Genomic DNA, 17,945 nt, shown 5'->3' on the forward strand with positions numbered 1-17,945 from the left:
CTGAATCCCAATAGGCAAATGACTGCTCCTGCAGACAGCTGCCTTATTTTTTTATTTTGCTATTTCCTTGTAGAGATCTTCATAAGCCTGACTGGCCGTATCCCAAGAGAAATCCATGCTCATCGCATTTTGCTGCAAAATTTTCCAGTCTTCCTTCTTATTATAATAAACATCCAGCGCAGTCTCAAGTGTTTTGGTCAGCCAATAGCCTGAAAAGTCTTGGAAACCAAAACCAGTACCCGTTTTTTCAAATTCATTATAAGGAATAACAGTATCCCGAAGTCCGCCTACTTCATGTACCAGAGGCAGCGTACCGTAACGCATGGCCATCATCTGCGACAGGCCGCACGGCTCAAAAGCACTGGGCATCAAGAAAAGGTCGCTGGCAGCGTAAATCTGCTGAGCCAACTCTAAATCAAAAGTGATATTAGCGGAGATTTTTTCCGGGTAAGCATAGCTGAACCATGAAAAAGCATTTTCAAAATCAGCATAACCTGTTCCCAGAAGCACAATCTGCAAATCCAGCTGCATGATGGTGTTAAGTTCATCGACAACCAGATTGAAACCTTTTTGGTCTGTCAGACGGGAAACAATACCAATTAAAGGCACATCATCACGCACTGGCAGCCCGACACGTTCCTGCAGTGCTGCCTTGTTTTTAGCCTTGCCTGACAAATCATCTTTTGAAAAATGAGCTGTCAAATGCGGATCTGTCTCCGGATCAAGCAAGTCAGTGTCAATACCATTGACAACACCGCTCAGCTTGCCTGATTCCATCCGCATAATCTGATCGAGCCCCTTGCCGAATTCAGGCGTCATAATTTCTTTGGCGTAACTTGGTGACACCGTTGTGACACGGTCAGCATAAAGAACGGCTGCTTTCATCCAATTCAAGCAGTCATTCCAGCGCAGCGTTCCATCACGGTAGCGCTCATCGCCGACACCAAAGAGTTCTCCCAGCATAGCAGGATTAAACTGACCTTGAAATTCAATATTGTGAATGGTGAAAACAGTCTTAATTCCCTGATAGGCATTGATCCAATGGTATTTTTCCTTGAGCAGATACGGAATCATGCCGGTATGATAATCATGCACATGGAGAACATCAGGAATAAAGTCAATCTTTTCCATTGCTTCCAAAGCAGCTAATTGGAAATAGGCAAAGCGTTCACCGTCGTCAAATTCTCCGTAGATTTGGCCGCGGTAGAAATAATGCTTGTTATCAACAAAATAAAAATTAACACCATCTTTAAAAATGTGTTTGATGCCCACGTATTCACGGCGCCAGCCCACATTGGTAAAGAAGTAAAACAGATCCTTTATTTCCTCGCCGAATTTGGCGTCAACAGCATCATAATAGGGAAGGATGACACTGACTTCATTCCCATTTTTAACAAGGGATTTAGGCAATGCCCCGATGACATCGCCTAATCCGCCAGTCTTTGCAAAAGGAGCACCTTCTGCTGCTACAAATAAAATTTTCATCAAACTATATCCTCAACAATTTCGCTTGCTTTTGCTATAACAACCGGTTTATCTGCTGTTCCGCGAACCGTTACTCCCGGCGCAATCTTGACATTTTTGTCCAAAATAGCATTTTCAACCACAGCCCCTTCGCCGATAGTCACCTTAGGAAAAACAATGCTGTTTGCAACTCTGGAATTATCCGCAATATAGCAATTCCGCGAAATAATCGAATGCTCTACCGTGCCTTTGACAATACTGCCCGAAGCAAATTGGGCATTTTTCACAGTTGAGCTGGCTGCAAAATAGGTTGCTTCTTCATTTTTAACCTTGGTGTAGACCTTCTGATTAGAATAAAGAAGAGAATAAAATTTTTGAGAATCCAGCATATCCATATTGGCATCGTAATAGGATTTGACTGATGAAATATTGGCCAGATAGCCAGTATATTCAAAGGCCAAAGCTCTTTCTGAAACCGTCAAATCACGAAGCAAGAAACGAAGATTGAGAGGATTTTCCTTTTCATTTTCTTTTTCCATCTGCTCAATCAGCCAAGGGGTATTGACAATGTAAATACCAGCAGACATTTTTTCAAATTCATGACCGACATGGCTGTCGTGACGGCCGGTAACAGTGTCTGTTTCATCAATTTCCAAAATATCATTGGCCTTAGAAATAATGTCAACAGGCAGTTTCTTATAAACAACCGTGATATTGCGCTTATTGGCATTGTGCAGATGAATGACCTGCTGCAGATCAAGGTTGCACAGGATATCGCAGGACATGTAGATGGTCTGATCAGAACCTGAACGCTTCAGATAAGTCAAAATCTGATCATAGTAATCTTTGTCTGCATAGATGCTGTCTTCTCTGGTATTGTAAAATCCTAGGAAATAGTGGCTCAAAAGAGTGTTTAAGCCCCATTCGCGGCCGCTTCTGATATGGTCAAAAATGGAACGGATATTTTGTCCGCGGAAAATACCATAAATACTGCGAATCCCTGCATTAGCTAAATTTGATAGCTGAAAGTCAATCAAACGGTATTTGCCGTCAAAAGGCAGGTTTGCCAAAGGACGTGTATCTGTCAGCCCTTCCATTTCGGGAAAGCCAATAGCGCTGCCTAAAATTGCAGAATATTTATCAATCTTCATTTGGAACCCCCACTACTTCATTGTAACCAATAACCTGAACTTCATCTGTTCCGTCAACTTCAACGCCTTCACCGATTTTAGCACCTTCACCGATAATAGCGCGTGTAATTTTGGCACCTTCACCAATAACAGCGCCGCTCATGATGAAGGAATCCTTGATTTCAGCGCCTTCCCTTACCTGAACATTGGTTGATAAAATCGAGTGTTCAACCTTACCGGATACAAAGCAGCCATCCACAACCAGTGAATCTTTAACATCTGCTTCATCAGTAATGAAGTTAGGCGGTGCAATCAAGTTTCTGGAATAAATTTTCCAGGAGCGATCACGGCTGTGAAGCTCATTGTCTTCTCCGATGTATTCCATATTGGCTTCCCAGAGAGATTCGATTGTCCCAACATCTTTCCAATAGCCTTTGAAATTGTAGGTATAAACGCGTTCACCTGATTCAAGATAGGCAGGAATAACATTTTGACCAAAGTCGGACATGTCAATATTATTTTTCTCAGCATCGACAAGCATGGTCCGCAGACGTTCCCAATTAAAGATGTAAATTCCCATTGAAGCCTTGGTTGATTTTGGTTCTTTTGGTTTTTCCTCAAACTCAACGATACGGTCATTTGAGTCAGTATTCATGATACCAAAACGGCTGGCTTCCTTAAGCGGAACATCAATAACAGCTACCGTCAAACTGGCCATATTGTCTTTATGGGTCTGAAGCATATCATCATAATCCATCTTATAGATATGGTCTCCTGACAAAATCAGCACGTATTCAGGATCAATGCTGTCGATATAGTCGATATTTTGATAGATGGCGTGACTGGTTCCTTGGAACCAACGGTTTCCTTCTGTTGCAGAATATGGCTGAAGAACTGTTGTCCCAGAGTCAATGCCGTCAAGACCCCAACTTGATCCATTTCCGATATGATTGTTAAGAGCCAGCGGCTGGTACTGGGTAATCACACCAACATTATTAATTCCTGAGTTAGCACAGTTTGACAGCGCAAAATCAATAATACGGTAACGTCCCCCAAATTGAACAGCAGGCTTTGCAATACTTTGTGTCAATTTGCCCAGACGTGTCCCTTGTCCTCCTGCGAGGATCAAAGCTAACATTTCATTCTTCATGTGAATTTCCTTCCCAAATAGTTTTATTTTTTCAAACGACGTTTAATTTTCCAGATACTTGCTCCCAGAGCCGGCAGGGTGAAACTGAGCGTATTTTCATAGTCTTTCCACAAATCCTTTTGGGTCTTGACAGTTTCATTATGCTCTTTCCAGACGCCGCCGAATTCTTCAAGTTCTGTATTCCAGATTTCCTCATAGATACCGGCAACTGGCACACCTATAGTAAAATCTTTGCGTTCCACAGGAGCCATATTAAAGACGCAAACCAGCATATCTCCTTTCTCGTTTTTACGGATGAAAGACAGGACACTTTGATCGACATTATCCGCATCAATAATTTCCAAGCCGTCATAACTCGTATCAACCTGCCAAAGAGCTTTATGATCCTTATAAAATTGATTGAGCTTGCTTGTAAAAGCCTGCAGTTTCACGTTTAACTGGTCTTCTTCTTCCAGATTGCCCCACTCCAATTCTTGGTCGTATTTCCATTCCAAAAATTGGCCGTATTCACTGCCCATAAACAGCAGTTTTTTGCCAGGATGGCACATTTGATAAGTATAGAGGCTGCGCAATCCTGCAAATTGATTATAGCGGTCTCCCCACATCTTGTGCATCAGACTTTTCTTTCCGTGAACAACCTCGTCATGCGAGAACGGAAGAATGAAGTTTTCCGAAAAGAGATACATGAAACTGAACGTTACCAGATTAAAATCATATTTGCGGTAGATAGGGTCTTCCTCGTAGAATTTAAGAATATCATTCATCCAGCCCATATTCCATTTGTAGTCAAACCCTAAACCGCCTTCTTCGCGGCGGCCTGTAATCTTGGTCATGGCCGTTGATTCTTCGGCAATCATCATGACATCCGGATGAGCCAGCTTAAGCACAGTGTTTAAGCGCTGCAGGAAGTAGTAGCCTTCCAAATTGCGGTTTCCGCCTTCTTGGTTTGGCTGCCAAGGTCCCTCATCATAATCCAGATAAAGCATATTGCTGACAGCATCAACCCGGATACCGTCAATATGATAAAAATCTATCCAGAATTTAGCACTGGAAATAAGGAAAGACTGCACCTGATTTTTTCCAAGGTCAAAATTCAAAGCTCCCCAGCGGTAGTTGTGCGCTCTGTCATGATCTTGGTATTCAAAAGTCGGAGTCCCGTCGAAATAAGCCAAAGCATCGTCGTTAATCGTAAAATGCCCCGGTACCCAGTCGACAATAACGCCAATATTGTTTAAGTGGCAGGCTTCAACAAAATCTTGGAACTGCTCCGGTGTTCCGTAGGTATGTTCAAAAGCAAAGAAGCCCATGAGCTGATAGCCCCAGCTCATTCCCAGAGGGTGCGCCATCAGCGGCATGAATTCAACATGCGTATAGTTCATCTTGACCAGATAAGGAACCAGCTCGTCTTTTAATTGATCAAAAGTGTAAGGAGTTCCGTCCTCATTTTGTTTCCATGAGCCTGCATGAACTTCATAAATACTAACCGGACGCTTAAAGAATCCCAGACGTTTGCGGCGGCCCAGCCACAGCCCGTCCTTCCATTTCTTCTCAGGAATATTCCTGATTACTGTTCCGGTGCCCGGACGTTCTTCCAGATAAACGGCAAAAGGGTCAATCTTTTCAACAATCTGTCCGCCCTGACGCGTCACCAGATATTTATAGATGTGGCCTTCTTTAGGTAAATCTGTAAATACCTCCCAAACACCTGCCTCATTTTTTTGCATTTGCAGAGGATTGTCAAACCACCCTGTAAAATCACCGATCAAATGAAGATCTTCAGCATTGGGTGCCCAGACCCTAAAGACATACCCTTTAACACCGTCTTTTTCAGTTTCATGAAAGCCGAAATAATGCTGCGCATGAAAATTTTCACCCGTTCCGAATGTTCTCAGTGCCTCTTTTTCATCCATTCGACCACCTCCTCTAGTTTGTTCGTAAAAATAAGATAAACCTGCCTAAATAAAACAAAAATAATCCAAGCAAAAACTTGGATTATTTTTTAATTCAAGGACCACAGCTATCAAATTTTCAAATTAATGACTTAATATGAAAGCGCTATCTATATCTTTACTCATATTATAGCATACTTTTCATTCTATGTCATATGAATTTCAGTCTTTTTCTCATTTGCATTAAAATCTAATTGGAACACCTTACCGGCGCCGCTGACATTGACAGTGACCAATCCTGAACCGTAATCTGCTGATGCTACATAGACATGTTTGCGAATATCTTCAAAGCTCTGATATGAAAAGGCAGTTTCCTGCGTTTTCAAATAAATCAGATTTTTTACAAAATCAACCGTTGATTTATGCAGAGTAACCTGATCCCAGTTAATCTGATTGACCGCATCAGGTGCATTGTAACTGTTCATAGCCCGCTCTTTGTCTGCAGCAGTCAGCTCTCCGTCAGGACCTGTCGCAAGCAGCTTCGTCCGCAGAAATTCCTGCCCCAGCTGCATAAAGACCATTCCCTGCATGAGAATGCCCAGGCTAATAGCAAGCTCTACCCGCTTAATATGACTGTCTTTGTCATCTTCAGGGTGCAGCTCCAAAAGAAGGTCATTAAGATTATAGTTGTCATGTGCTTCCACATAGTTAAGCACCTGATCGGGAGCCAGATAGGGTGCCAGCTCATCGCTTCCCAGCATTCCTTTAGCCAATTCGTATTCGGTTGCTTCTCCGGAAACAAAACCTCGTTTGAAGTCTCCGTAAATCTCAGCACCTTTGATGGCATTTCTGACATCGTCATTAAAGAAACCGATACGAGGCATTTGGTGAGCATTGCCTTTTTTAGCTTTATTTTCAGGCATGAGCCCCACTCCCATATCCCATCCTTCGCCATAAAGCAGGATATTGGGGTCAATCTCATCTACAGCCTGCCTGATAGCATTCATGGTTTCCACATCGTGGAGACCCATCAGATCGAAACGAAAGCCGTCAATATTATAAGCCTCTATCCAATAAAGAACTGAATCAATCATGTATTTTCGGAACATTTCCTTTTCGCTGGCCGTTTCATTGCCGCAGCCGGAGCCGTTTTGAAAGGAACCGTCACGATTCATTCGATAGTAATAATCCGGCACTGCCAGCTGAAAGGCCGAATCTGAATTGGAATACGTATGGTTGTAGACAACATCCATGATGACACCGATTCCGGCATCATGATAAGCCTGGATCAGCTGCTTCAGTTCAAGAATTCGCGTTGTCGGTGCCTGCGGATTGCTGGCAAAACTGGCCTCGGGAACATTATAATTTTCCGGATCATAGCCCCAGTTATAGGCATAAGACCCGTCTGACTCAAGCGTTTGGTGGTGATCGAAGACCGGCTGCAGCTGAACATAATTAATCCCCAAACGTTTAAGATAGTCAAAGGCAGTCGCATCGCCGTACCGATTTGTCGTTCCTGTTTCAAAGGCACCTAGAAATTTTCCGCGATTTTCCGGCTGAACACCTGATGTTTCAGATTTGGAAAAATCCCTGATATGCATTTCCGAGATAACTGCTTTATTGGGGTTGCTGAGGCGCCAGACAGCATCTTTCCCCTGCTTAACTGCAAATCCTTCAGGCTGCAAGTCGCTGTCTGCAACAACAACAGAACGTCTGCCGTCTGCTGTCGCTGCAATCGAATAAGGGTCTCTGGTATCTCTGAATGTCCGTTTTCGGTAATAAACACGATAACAGTAGGCCTGAAAGTTCAGATCTCCTTCTACTTTTAGGAACCAAACCCCTTGCGTATTTGTCCTATGATCAGCGGGAGTTCTGCTGTCCCCGCGATTCATGCTGATGACCTGGCTGACACTGGCATTTTCTGTGGTTGCACTGTAAAGAATCAGCTCAACCCTCATGGCAGTTGGCGCCCAGAGGCGAAATTCAGTAGCTTCTTGTTGGTAAGAAAAACCCAGCCAGCCCTGAAAGCCCCACTCTTGATCAAAACGTTTGCTGTTAACAGCCATATCAAAAGCATGCGGTTGGCGCCGACGGTAAGCATGGCTGGTAACAGCAGCCTGTCTGGAATAATAAAGGGTGCCGTCGCCTTCAACAATCCAAACCTCCGTTTTAAGCAAGCCCGGCTGGCAGTCAATCTTAAAATCGGGTGTCTTGACGGACCAATCTGCGTTTTTGACAATCAAATAGACTTGATTTTGAAAAGACTCTGATTCATAGGTAAGACTGCCGACGATTCCAAAACTGTCAAAACGGGAAAAGGAAGCGTCCTTTCCCGTTTGGCCTTCTAACCATTGCCACATGCTGAAATCAAAATAACGTCCTTTATTGCTGTGGTAGTGTACAACTACAACATTTTTCATGTATTCCTGCCTAACTAATTTGTCTCCTCTGACTTGTCCAGCCCATCTAAATTTTCTGCTTCCCTAGCAAATTTCTGAGCAATTGCTTCTAATACCAGTTCTTCTGTATCAAGCGTAATCGCATCATCGGAAATCTCGTCTGTATTGGCGAAAAACTCAATATGATTATTCAGATTGCGCAGTTCAATTGGTGCATCGCCGCCGTATTCGCCGTCAAGATTAATCATCATTCTCTTAGGAGGATTGCCCTGAGGAATGATTTTCAGATAGCTCGTTTTGATGTATTCGATCTTTTTATGATTGATATGGCGGCCGCCGGTCAGGACAAGCCGGATCAGATCAGTCAATTCAAAAAGATTAGCCGTCTTCACCAATATCAAAGTAAAATTGCCATCGTCCAATTTAGCATCCGGAGCAATGGTTTCAAAGCCGCCGACCGAGTTGGTCAAGGCCACAAAAATCATTGACGCCTCGCCTTCAAAAACACCGTGATCATGAAATACCTTGACAGGAACATTGCGGACACGCGGCAGCAGTTCAGCCCCTTTGACCAAATAAGCCAAGTAACCAAACATCGTTTTTAACTGGCTGGGTACACTGTAGGTTAATTCGGTCAAACTGCCCGCTGCTGCAATATTGATAAAGTATTTATCTTTGTAAGCCTGACCGATATCCATGTGAACCGTCTGATTTTTGCCGATCAGTTTGGCTGCCTCAACCGGATTGCCGCGGGGAATCTTAAGTGCCCGCGCAAAATCATTGGTCGTACCGGTGGGAATAATGGCCATCTTAGGACGCCGTTTCAAGGGAGCAATACCACTGACAACTTCATTGATTGTCCCGTCTCCGCCTGCTGCAATGACAAGGTCAAAGCCTGCCACAGCAGCACGCCTAGCCTCAGTTTTGGCAGAATCCGGCTCAGGAGTTGTTTGAAAGGCGCTGGTTTCATAGCCGAAACCTTCCAAAAGGTCCAAAACATCTGCTACATTTTTTTTCATGATTTCCTGACCAGAGGTCGGATTATAAATCAAACGTGCACGTTTGCGTTTTCTTACCATATTTCTTCTCCTTTCACAGACTTTCTAACCAAGCCTCATCTTTGATCTCAATGCCTAAACTTCTGGCCTTGTCTAATTTTGAACCGGCGTCGCTTCCTGCCACCACCAAACTGGTTTTTTTAGAAACACTGCCGGCAACGTTAGCGCCAAGATTCTGCAGTTTTTCCTTGGCTTGATTGCGGGTCAGCTTTTCCAGCTTTCCTGTCAAAACAACCGTCAAGCCTGATAAAGCTGCGTCATTTGACACCCGCTGACCGAGATAGGACAAATTCAGTCCTGATGCTTTTAATTCAGCCAACAGTTTCTGCGCACCGCTGGTCGCAAAATACGTTTTCAGCGACTGGGCAATAACCGTTCCGAGACCGTCAATACCGGCAATATCCTCAAAATCTGCCGCAGCCAGCTGCGGAATAGTTTCAAATTTTTCCAGCAAGAGCCGGCTGGCCTTACTGCCGACATGACGGATTCCAAGACCAAACAGCAGCTTCTCAGCCGAATTGCCTTTGGAAGCCTGAATAGCATCATAGAGTTTATTGGCTGATTTCTCTTTAATACCTTCGAGCGTCAGCAAATCTTCAGGGGTCAGCTGATAAATATCAGCGACGTCATGGATCAGATCTGCTGTAAAGAGCTTCTCGACAATTGCCGGACCGAGTCCTGCAATATTCATGGCATTGCGGCTGGCAAAATGAATCAGCTTTTCCTTGAGCTGGGCAGGGCAGCGAGGATTGACACATCTCAGTGCCACCTCATCCTCAAAATGAATCAGCCCGCTTTGGCAGGACGGACACAGATTAGGAATCGGCATGACTTCCTGCTTATCGCGCTTAGATTGGACAACATGCAAAACCGCCGGAATAATATCGCCTGCCTTATAGACAACGACTGTATCACCAATCCGAATATCTTTGTCAGCAATATAGTCAACATTGTGCAGGGTTGCTCGGCTGACCGTTGTTCCTGCCAGCTGCACTGGCGTCAGATTGGCTGTCGGCGTCACAACACCGGTTCGGCCGACTGTCCAATCGACCGATAAAATTTCGGCTTCTTTTTCCTCCGCCGGAAATTTATAGGCAATAGCCCATCGCGGTGCCTTGACGGTAAAGCCTAATTCCTCCTGCATGGCTAAACTGTTGACCTTAATGACAATGCCATCAATATCGTAAGCTAGCTGCGAACGTTCCTCGGCAACAGTCTCAATAAACCGCCAGATATCATCCATTGATGAGGATACGATATGCCGCGGATTGACAGTGAAGCCCAGCTGCGCAAAGCTCTCCAGTACTTCTTCCTGACTTTCAATAGCAGTCGGTCCTGCTTCCTGATAAATAAAGCTGGCTAACCTGCGCTTCGCCACAACCCGTGTATCCAGCTGCCGCAGGGTTCCTGCTGCAGCATTGCGGGGATTGGCAAATTCCGTTTCTCCGTTTTCCCGGCGCTCAGCATTAATGCTTTCAAAGGAAGCCTTGGGCAGATAGCACTCCCCTCTGACGGTCAGATTGATAGGCTGAGGCAGATGCAAGGGGATATCCTGCACGCGCTTTAAATTTTCTGTGATATTTTCACCGACCGTCCCGTCTCCTCTGGTAGCGCCGACCTGAAGAGTACCATCAACATAGGTCAAAGAAATGGAGAGACCGTCAATTTTCAATTCTGCTAAATATTCAGCTTGGGGAAATTCTGTTTTTACCCGCTGATCGAAAGCATCCAGTTCCTCACGGGAAAAGGCATCCTGCAAAGAAAAAAGAGGGTACTCATGCTGATACTTTTCAAACCCTTCTAAAACAGGTCCTCCCACACGGTGAGTTGGGCTGTCAGGCAGTATGTCCTCAGGGTATTTTTTTTCCAGCTCGGCCAATTCCCGATAGAGTTTATCATACTCGGCATCCGAAACACTGGGATTGTCTTTGGTATAGTATTCCTTAGCGTATTGGTTCAGCAGTTGAACCAGCTCATTCATACGTTCTTTCATAACTTCTATTTTACCATATTTTCAGCGGCTTTCCTTAATTTTTAAATCAGAAAATAAAAACGCAGCCTTGAAAAAAGTCAAAGCTGCGAACAGCTAAAAAAGAACCCGAGATAAAGATATCCCGGATTCTAAATATATGGTCTTTCTGCAGCAGTTTAAATCTGCTTAGTTCCTGAAATTACTTAGTAAAATCAATGTGTTTGCCAGCTCGGTCAATCACCAGTGCACCGATAAGCAGGGAAGCAAATTCTCCCAGAGCTGTTGTCAGCCAGGTTATCCAAAAAGGCGTATTAAAGATCACCTTTAATTCTGCTGCAATGGTAAACATAGACAAGGAAAAAAAGATGGCAAAATAAAAGAAGGCTTTGTTGATGAACCCTTTAAAAAGATAGGCATCTTTGTATTTGGCAAAAAGAATAACGCCTAAGCTGACAAAAATAAGGGTTGAGCCGCCGCCAACAAAAACATCCACCAGACCAATTGTGCCCATGGCATTGGCAATCATACAGCCCAGCGTTACAGCAATAATGTATTTAGGATTGAAAAAAGCCAAAAAATAAAGCATCTCAGCCAAACGAAACTGTATGCCGCCGTATGACAGAGCATTGAGAGGCGGTGTGGCAGTCAGCACCACGTATACAGCTGCCACAATAGCAATATGGCTTAAATCACGAACAGTTAATTGTTTCATTATTTCTCCTTTGACGGTTGTCCCGTTTATAATATGCTTGGTGAAAGGGAAAAAGCACCAAGGGCTGCTGAGCAGCCTAATCAGTATAGCATATTTTTGCTTTTTTTGATATAGTAAGTTTATGAAAAAAATATTGACTAACAATTTTGTAAAAAAGGTTACCCAGCACGAAGTTTTTAAATATTTGGTTGCAGGGGTTCTAACAACTATCTTTTATGCTGTTCTTCGTATTGGGATCTATCCTATTTTGAAAAATGCTGCTCTGACAGCGACAATCGCCAATGTCTTGGCTATTGTCTTTGCCTTTGCAGTTAACGATACCTATGTTTTCAGTCAGGCAAGGCAGGGCTGGAAGAAACGTTTTGCTAAGTTTTTCATAGCTCGGCTGTCAACCCTGTTTTTAGACATTGGTCTAGCTTATCTGTTAGTTGACCAATTCCCAGGCATTATCGGCCAGTTTGTAAACCAGAACATGGATTGGGTTAATGCCATTGCTACTTTGATCGGTCAGGTCTTAATCATGGTAACCAACTATGTCATCAGTAAATTTTTTATTTTCAAAAATAAAAAATAAAAAGCAGCCTTGCTGCAAATAGAAAAAGGAGAAAACAGCACGTTCATGATATGACATCGTGAGCCGTTGTTTCTCCTTTTTTACTTGCAAATTATTTTTATCGATCTTAAATCCAATTCTCTTCACGCGCAATTCTGACAGCCTCTGTACGATTGTTGGCAGACAGCTTGTTAAAAATACCAGTCATGTAATTTCGGACCGTGCCGTTGGATAAGAAGAGTTTTTCAGAGATTTCCTGATTAGACAGACCTCTGGCCGCTAAAAGCAAGACTTCCTGCTCTCGCTGGCTCAGCGGATTTGACGTAAAAGTGACTTCCTCAATCAGCTCAGGAGAATACTCTCTTTGTCCGGCCAAAACGGTGTGGATCGTCTGCATCAGCTCAGCAGTTGAACGATCCTTCAGGACATAAGCATCAACATGGGCTGCTAAGGCACGCTTAAAATAGCCTGAGCGCTTGAAGGTTGTCACAATAATAACCTTAGCAGCCTGGTGGTGAGCACGAATCCACTCCAGCACATCCAATCCTGTTTTCTTAGGCATTTCAACGTCCAAAATAGCCACGTCAACAGATTCTTTTTGCAGCAAGGCTATCGCTTCGTCACCGTCGGCAGCCTGATAGATTTCCTCCACATCATCTTCCATGAGCAACAGCTGACAAAGCGCATCACGCAGCATGGATTGATCTTCGGCGACTAATAATTTCATAGCTGTCCTCCTTCTTCCAAGGTCACACGGACAAGGGTCGGATTGTGGCTGGAGACAATCATCGCCTCTCCTTTAACCAGCTGCAGGCGTTCTTTGATGGAATGCAGTTCTTCACCAGTCCGCTGAGGAAAACCACTGCCGTTGTCACTGACCTCAATTACCAGTTTCTCAGACCTGAATAACTTAATATAACATTGGCTGGCTTTGGCATGTTTGATGATGTTGGTTGTTAATTCTCGCAAAATCATGGTCAAACTGGACTGAATAACAGGCGACAAAGCAGCCAAATCTAATTGATTATCTACTCTCAGACTTATCTCTGCCATAGCAAACATCTCGCTGATATTGCCTAGCTCTTCTTCCACCGTGCGGTATTTGAGATTATTGATCAGTTCGCGGACATTTTTCATCGATTCTTGGCTGATTTGATTGAGCTCCAGCAGTTCCTTGCGGACAGCCGTCAGATTATCCTTGTTGAGCTGTTTGAGAGCCAGTTCTGTTTTTAAAGTCATCATGGCAAAGGTGTGCCCCAAGGTATCATGCAAATCGCGGCCGATACGGTTGCGCTCATTTTCAGCGGCCAGGAGATTGATAGCTTCATTCTGCTTGTATAGCTCTCGTTTCATTTGTTCTTCAATTTGCGTCTGATGCTGAGTATAAAGCATAGTTAAGACGAAAATCGCGACAAGAAAGAAGTAAACTTTATTGAATGTTGATGTCGCACGAATAAAACCAACTGAGACCACAATCACGATTCCAAGTAAAAAGGAAATAAAGCGATAACTCTTTATCTTATCTCCAAATCGCCAGACGAGAAGATTAACGAGAAAGAAGAAAAACCACATCATGGAGCCTTCAATAAAGCAGGATATCCAGACGATATAACCTAACAAGTAAAACCAGAGGCAGGCAATTATTTTAGGATAGTCATCCTTAATATGAATAATGGCGATAAAGGCCAGCACAAAAAGCACGGACGGTAAAAGCGTCCACAAGGGATAGCCAAACCAGCTGACACCGCCCAGCGGAAAAATCATAAAGACCAGCGCTACATAGTAGAGCGGATCCGTTTTTTGAAAGGGTCGAAACATCATTTCACCTCAAGCTTTTTTCCGACTGCAAGAGCAATCGCTAAGACTATGATAGCATATCCAAAGAGAATCGAGAGTGACTGGATGGAAAAATCTTTATCAAAATAAGAAATCACCGTGTTATTAAAGTGATACGTCGGTATCCATTTGGCTAATTTCTGCATCACGTCAGGAAAGGTTGATACCGGCATCCACAATCCGCCCAAGACAGACAGCCCCATGTAAAATATATTAGCAACTAAAGAGAGGGTCTGCGCAGACTTGATATGAGCAAAAAGGGCGCCAAACGGCATGAAACAGGAAGCCCCGACGAATAACAGTCCTCCTGCTGTCAGCCAGTCTTTCCAAGACATGGACACATCTTTGACAAAGTGGCCGACCAGAAACACAGCTATGATCGCCAAAACAAAGTGCACCAAGATAGTTATAATTTTACTGGCATAATACTGCCACAAGGGGACAGGGCTGTGCTGAACAGCCCTTAAACGATTGCCGGTCTTATCCTCGTGAAATGCAAAAGGCAGCGAGTAAAAAGCAAAACTGAGGCTGGAAAAAGCGGTCATTTGCAGCATATACTGTCTGATCCAGACTTTAGCCATTTCTTTGGGCATGGATTCATCATTAGCCCAAATAGTAGTAAAGAGCAGGAAAAAGCCGATCGGCATGCCAACAGCCATAATTAAATTAGATAAAGAACGTTTGTTGACAAGATATTCTTGCCTTAACATTGCTTTAAAGGTTTTCATGAGCTTTTTCCTCTCTTTCATTTTCAAAAATACTGTCAAGCAGGGTTCGGTTGGTCATTTCAATATCCTCAATAGGACATCCGGCATCTTCTAAAATCTGCCAGATTATTTGAACTTCCTTGGTTGTGAAGGTTATTCTGTCTGATTTAACAGTTAAATTGTAAATAGACTGATCTTCTATATTCTCTAGATAAGCAAGCGGCAGCGTGAAGACCTTCTCTTTTTCTTCAGCCCGCATGAGATAAGGCGTAGTATCGCGCAGCAATTTTCCATCATGCAGCACCAAAATACGATCCGCTGTATGCTCTACTTCCTCAATATAGTGCGACGAATAGATAATCGTTTTCCCCGATGCCTTTAGCTCATTAACAATTTCCCAAAAGCGCTTGCGCGTGCTGGTATCCATCCCGGCTGTCGGCTCATCGAGAAAAATAATATCCGGCTGACCGATAATAACTTGAACAAAGCCCAGCAAGCGGCGCTGACCGCCGGAGAGCTTTTCAGCAAATTGATTCTTTTGCTCAGCTGTAAAACCAAGCAGCCTGTCAATCGCTGTGTCAGACAAAGGATGATCATAGATGCTTTGCTGAAACTGAAGAAGTTCTGAGACTTTTAACTTTTGTTCGGTTAAATTTTCCTGAAAAAGGATGCTGACCTTGCCCTTAAGCTGTGAATCATAGGCCGATTTCCCCAGCACTTCAATCTGCCCGGCTGTCGGATGATAGTCTCCCAAAAGACAGGACGTAAGTACCGTCTTGCCTGCCCCATTGGGACCGATCAAGGCCATACAATCGCCCTCATTAACCTTAAAAGAGAGGTTTTTCAGTACTTTTTTATCCTTAAAATTTTTTGTCAGCTGTGAAACTTTAATGACTGTTTTAGTCATACGGGTTCTCCTTTCATGAGCTGCAAAAGCCTACTGAACGTATAGTTACAATAGAAAAAGCAGCAAGTCACAAAGCTCTGAGAGCTCTGCCTTTTTCGAAAGTGGGATAAAAGCCTGTATGCCCAGGAATTTCGGCACTTCCTGTTATAAACACTAAAAAGCAGACGCAGCTATTATTTTTTCTTGTTTTCTTCACTTTCTGCTTTTATTATAAAAAATAAAAAACATTCCGTTTAGCACAGAATGTCATATCATGACATGACTTTTGTCATGTCTCATTATATAAGGCTTGGTCTTTTACAGCTAATCACCCAGAATGAACAGGCAGCTAAGCTGGATCAAGCCATCATTTCTTGTTTTCTTCATCTTTTTTAGCCATAAAGTCCCGTCTGGATTGGATAATAGTGATAATGTTGCCTCGTCTTGGTTTAAATTCCTTAACGTATTTCTTCTGATAGCTGGCATTTAAAACAGCCCCTAAAATCAGAATTCGGGCAAAGACAATAAACCACAGCATTAAAGCAAACAAGGTCACCGATCCAAAGACCCGGAGATTTTCCATACTGGCGGTGGCATATCTCAGATAAGTCCCAAACACGCTCGTCATCGTAAAGAAGAGGATACTTGTAAAGATCGTACCCGGCAGAATATAGCGGATTTTCCTGATTCGGACATTGGGCAGGATATAGTAGAGAACCGCTAAGGCAACGAAGAAAATCGCAGCGGTTACCGGCTGGGTTAAATTCATCAAAATATCATACAAATCCTGATTGAGATAAGAATTGTGATACAAAAAAGTCAGTACCGTCTTACCAAACGTTGACAGTATAATTGCCAGCGCTAAAAAGAAAATCACCAGCAGGCTGGAAAAAATCCCGACGATATGCCCTAAAATCAAATCACGGTGATCTTGAATACCATAGGATTTATTCATTGATTTCTGCAAAAACGTCAGACTCTTTGACATGGTCCACAGACCTGTCACAACAGCCAGCCACAAGAGACTGGTGGAGGGTTTGTTGAAAATCCCGACAACAATGCCCGAGGTGCTTTCATAGAGCTGTTCAGGCAGGTTATTCTCCATAAAAGATAAGAGTTCTGAAGTATCAATATCCAGATAAGGAAACAAGTTGGCAAGCAAGATTAAAAAGGGAAAGATGGTCAAAATAAGATAATAAGCTACTGCGATACTGGAGAGATCCATCTCAGAGCTTTTATAGTAGGTTAAAAAATTCTGAACATACTGGCTTGCCTGTAATTTTTCAATAAACTTTTTCACTGCAACTCCTATTAATAGGTGCCCTCTTCTCCCTGGCTGGTCAGAATACGCGGACCGTCTTTGGTAATAACAAACTGATGTTCATATTGACAGGAAAGACCGCCGTCAAGCGTCTTATGAGCCCAGCCTGTCTGCATATCAGTGTCAATTTCCCAGGTTCCCGTATTGATCATAGGTTCAATTGTCAGCACCATTCCTTCTTTCAAGCGCAGACCGCGTCCGGCTCTGCCGTAGTGGGGTACATTAGGTTCTTCATGCATGGTCGGACCGACACCGTGACCGACTAAGTCGCGCACAACACCGTAGCCAAAACTTTCAGCATATTCCTGAATGGCTGCACCGATATCGCCGATACGGTTGCCGACAACCGCCTTTTCGATTCCTCTGTAAAGGCATTCCTTGGTAACATCCATGAGAGTTTTAACTTCTGTGGAAACCTCTCCGACAGCATAGGCCCAGCAGGAATCAGCGATACCGCCGCGGAAACTGTCTGTGTACTGTTTGACTTCAGCCACATTATCGAAATTTAATTGTGATACATCTAAATCTTCTTTGGCAATAGGACCGCCAATCACCATATCCACCTTAAGAAGATCGCCGTCTTGTAAGGTATAATGGCGCGGAAAGGCATGGGCTACCTCATCATTTAAACCGCAGCAGGTTGCATAGGGATAGTCCATAAAATGACCGTCTGCCCCGATTTGCAAGGGCAGGAAATTTTCTTCCTTGCAGCGCCTGCGGACGTATTCTTCAATTTCCCACATATCCAGTCCCGGCTTAATCAAATCACGCAAACCGATATGGATGCTGGCTAAAAAATCACCTGCTTCATCCATGGCTTCAATTTCACGCACTGATTTCAATGTAATCATGTCTTATATAACTCCTT

Annotated in this window: 15 protein-coding genes and 1 riboswitch; of the genes, 1 reads left to right on the top strand and 14 read right to left on the bottom strand. The window is 43.6% G+C overall.

Translation table 11 applies throughout. From position 1 onward, the window contains the following. Positions 1-51: 51 nt before the first annotated feature. The 8 genes from glgA to AC4HAN_RS04380 form a co-directional block, all read right to left on the bottom strand. Positions 52-1,485, bottom strand: coding sequence for a glycogen synthase GlgA (glgA, locus tag AC4HAN_RS04345; RefSeq protein ID WP_491091372.1), 1,434 nt, complete (start codon positions 1,483-1,485; stop codon positions 52-54). Further along, entirely contained in the window at positions 1,485-2,615 is a 1,131-nt protein-coding gene (gene glgD / locus AC4HAN_RS04350) for a glucose-1-phosphate adenylyltransferase subunit GlgD (protein ID WP_491091373.1), read from the bottom strand. The genes glgA and glgD overlap by 1 nt, the downstream gene beginning before the upstream one ends. After that, the gene (locus AC4HAN_RS04355) at positions 2,605-3,744 is read right to left on the bottom strand and encodes a glucose-1-phosphate adenylyltransferase (protein ID WP_491091374.1); all 1,140 of its coding nucleotides are present in this window, start codon (positions 3,742-3,744) and stop codon (positions 2,605-2,607) included. Before AC4HAN_RS04355 ends, glgD begins: the two co-directional genes overlap by 11 nt. A 23-nt stretch (positions 3,745-3,767) precedes the next feature. Next, positions 3,768-5,654, bottom strand: a complete 1,887-nt coding sequence (glgB, locus tag AC4HAN_RS04360; protein WP_491091375.1) for a 1,4-alpha-glucan branching protein GlgB — start codon at positions 5,652-5,654, stop codon at positions 3,768-3,770. 185 nt (positions 5,655-5,839) lie between these two features. Then, positions 5,840-8,053 carry a type I pullulanase gene (gene pulA / locus AC4HAN_RS04365; RefSeq protein WP_491091376.1) on the bottom strand — a complete coding sequence of 738 codons (2,214 nt, stop codon included), beginning with the start codon at positions 8,051-8,053 and terminating at the stop codon, positions 5,840-5,842. A 14-nt stretch (positions 8,054-8,067) separates the two neighbouring features. Further along, on the bottom strand, positions 8,068-9,111 hold the full coding sequence (locus AC4HAN_RS04370; protein ID WP_491091377.1) for a diacylglycerol kinase family lipid kinase: 1,044 nt from the start codon (positions 9,109-9,111) through the stop codon (positions 8,068-8,070). Between the two features lie 13 nt (positions 9,112-9,124). Beyond that, a complete protein-coding gene (gene ligA, locus AC4HAN_RS04375) occupies positions 9,125-11,083 on the bottom strand; it encodes an NAD-dependent DNA ligase LigA (protein ID WP_491091378.1) in 1,959 nt (652 codons plus the stop codon). A gap of 178 nt (positions 11,084-11,261) precedes the next feature. Beyond that, positions 11,262-11,774 carry a QueT transporter family protein gene (locus AC4HAN_RS04380; RefSeq protein ID WP_075346169.1) on the bottom strand — a complete coding sequence of 171 codons (513 nt, stop codon included), beginning with the start codon at positions 11,772-11,774 and terminating at the stop codon, positions 11,262-11,264. Further along, positions 11,772-11,867, bottom strand: a riboswitch (PreQ1 riboswitch). It overlaps the preceding gene by 3 nt. A gap of 28 nt (positions 11,868-11,895) precedes the next feature. Here AC4HAN_RS04380 and AC4HAN_RS04385 point away from each other — a divergent pair. Then, positions 11,896-12,348: a GtrA family protein gene (locus tag AC4HAN_RS04385; protein ID WP_491091379.1), complete on the top strand. Its 453-nt coding sequence runs from the start codon at positions 11,896-11,898 to the stop codon at positions 12,346-12,348. 106 nt (positions 12,349-12,454) lie between these two features. On the opposite strand, the gene AC4HAN_RS04390 is transcribed toward AC4HAN_RS04385, so the two are convergent. From AC4HAN_RS04390 to AC4HAN_RS04415, 6 genes are all read right to left on the bottom strand, one after another. Then, positions 12,455-13,054 carry a response regulator transcription factor gene (locus AC4HAN_RS04390; protein WP_491091380.1) on the bottom strand — a complete coding sequence of 200 codons (600 nt, stop codon included), beginning with the start codon at positions 13,052-13,054 and terminating at the stop codon, positions 12,455-12,457. Further along, entirely contained in the window at positions 13,051-14,145 is a 1,095-nt protein-coding gene (locus AC4HAN_RS04395) for a sensor histidine kinase (protein WP_491091583.1), read from the bottom strand. The genes AC4HAN_RS04390 and AC4HAN_RS04395 overlap by 4 nt, the downstream gene beginning before the upstream one ends. After that, positions 14,145-14,891 (bottom strand): ABC transporter permease, encoded by a 747-nt coding sequence (locus AC4HAN_RS04400; protein ID WP_491091381.1) that lies wholly within the window; start codon positions 14,889-14,891, stop codon positions 14,145-14,147. The genes AC4HAN_RS04395 and AC4HAN_RS04400 overlap by 1 nt, the downstream gene beginning before the upstream one ends. Beyond that, complete coding sequence (locus AC4HAN_RS04405; protein WP_491091382.1) at positions 14,878-15,777, bottom strand: ABC transporter ATP-binding protein; 900 nt, start codon at positions 15,775-15,777, stop codon at positions 14,878-14,880. The genes AC4HAN_RS04400 and AC4HAN_RS04405 overlap by 14 nt, the downstream gene beginning before the upstream one ends. 346 nt (positions 15,778-16,123) lie before the next feature. Then, complete coding sequence (locus AC4HAN_RS04410) at positions 16,124-17,056, bottom strand: YihY/virulence factor BrkB family protein (RefSeq protein WP_491091383.1); 933 nt, start codon at positions 17,054-17,056, stop codon at positions 16,124-16,126. Between the two features lie 11 nt (positions 17,057-17,067). Then, a complete protein-coding gene (locus AC4HAN_RS04415; protein ID WP_491091384.1) occupies positions 17,068-17,928 on the bottom strand; it encodes a methionyl aminopeptidase in 861 nt (286 codons plus the stop codon). Positions 17,929-17,945 lie beyond the last annotated feature (17 nt).

The organism is Streptococcus sp. ELY_86 (assembly GCF_058314495.1).

Bases quoted from the DNA above. Each gene is read 5' to 3' on its own strand.
- glgA (WP_491091372.1), bottom strand. From the start codon at position 1,485: ATGAAAATTTTATTTGTAGCAGCAGAAGGTGCTCCTTTTGCAAAGACT.
- glgD (WP_491091373.1), bottom strand. From the start codon at position 2,615: ATGAAGATTGATAAATATTCTGCAATTTTAGGCAGCGCTATTGGCTTT.
- AC4HAN_RS04355 (WP_491091374.1), bottom strand. From the start codon at position 3,744: ATGAAGAATGAAATGTTAGCTTTGATCCTCGCAGGAGGACAAGGGACA.
- glgB (WP_491091375.1), bottom strand. From the start codon at position 5,654: ATGGATGAAAAAGAGGCACTGAGAACATTCGGAACGGGTGAAAATTTT.
- pulA (WP_491091376.1), bottom strand. From the start codon at position 8,053: ATGAAAAATGTTGTAGTTGTACACTACCACAGCAATAAAGGACGTTAT.
- AC4HAN_RS04370 (WP_491091377.1), bottom strand. From the start codon at position 9,111: ATGGTAAGAAAACGCAAACGTGCACGTTTGATTTATAATCCGACCTCT.
- ligA (WP_491091378.1), bottom strand. From the start codon at position 11,083: ATGAAAGAACGTATGAATGAGCTGGTTCAACTGCTGAACCAATACGCT.
- AC4HAN_RS04380 (WP_075346169.1), bottom strand. From the start codon at position 11,774: ATGAAACAATTAACTGTTCGTGATTTAAGCCATATTGCTATTGTGGCA.
- AC4HAN_RS04385 (WP_491091379.1), top strand. From the start codon at position 11,896: ATGAAAAAAATATTGACTAACAATTTTGTAAAAAAGGTTACCCAGCAC.
- AC4HAN_RS04390 (WP_491091380.1), bottom strand. From the start codon at position 13,054: ATGAAATTATTAGTCGCCGAAGATCAATCCATGCTGCGTGATGCGCTT.
- AC4HAN_RS04395 (WP_491091583.1), bottom strand. From the start codon at position 14,145: ATGTTTCGACCCTTTCAAAAAACGGATCCGCTCTACTATGTAGCGCTG.
- AC4HAN_RS04400 (WP_491091381.1), bottom strand. From the start codon at position 14,891: ATGAAAACCTTTAAAGCAATGTTAAGGCAAGAATATCTTGTCAACAAA.
- AC4HAN_RS04405 (WP_491091382.1), bottom strand. From the start codon at position 15,777: ATGACTAAAACAGTCATTAAAGTTTCACAGCTGACAAAAAATTTTAAG.
- AC4HAN_RS04415 (WP_491091384.1), bottom strand. From the start codon at position 17,928: ATGATTACATTGAAATCAGTGCGTGAAATTGAAGCCATGGATGAAGCA.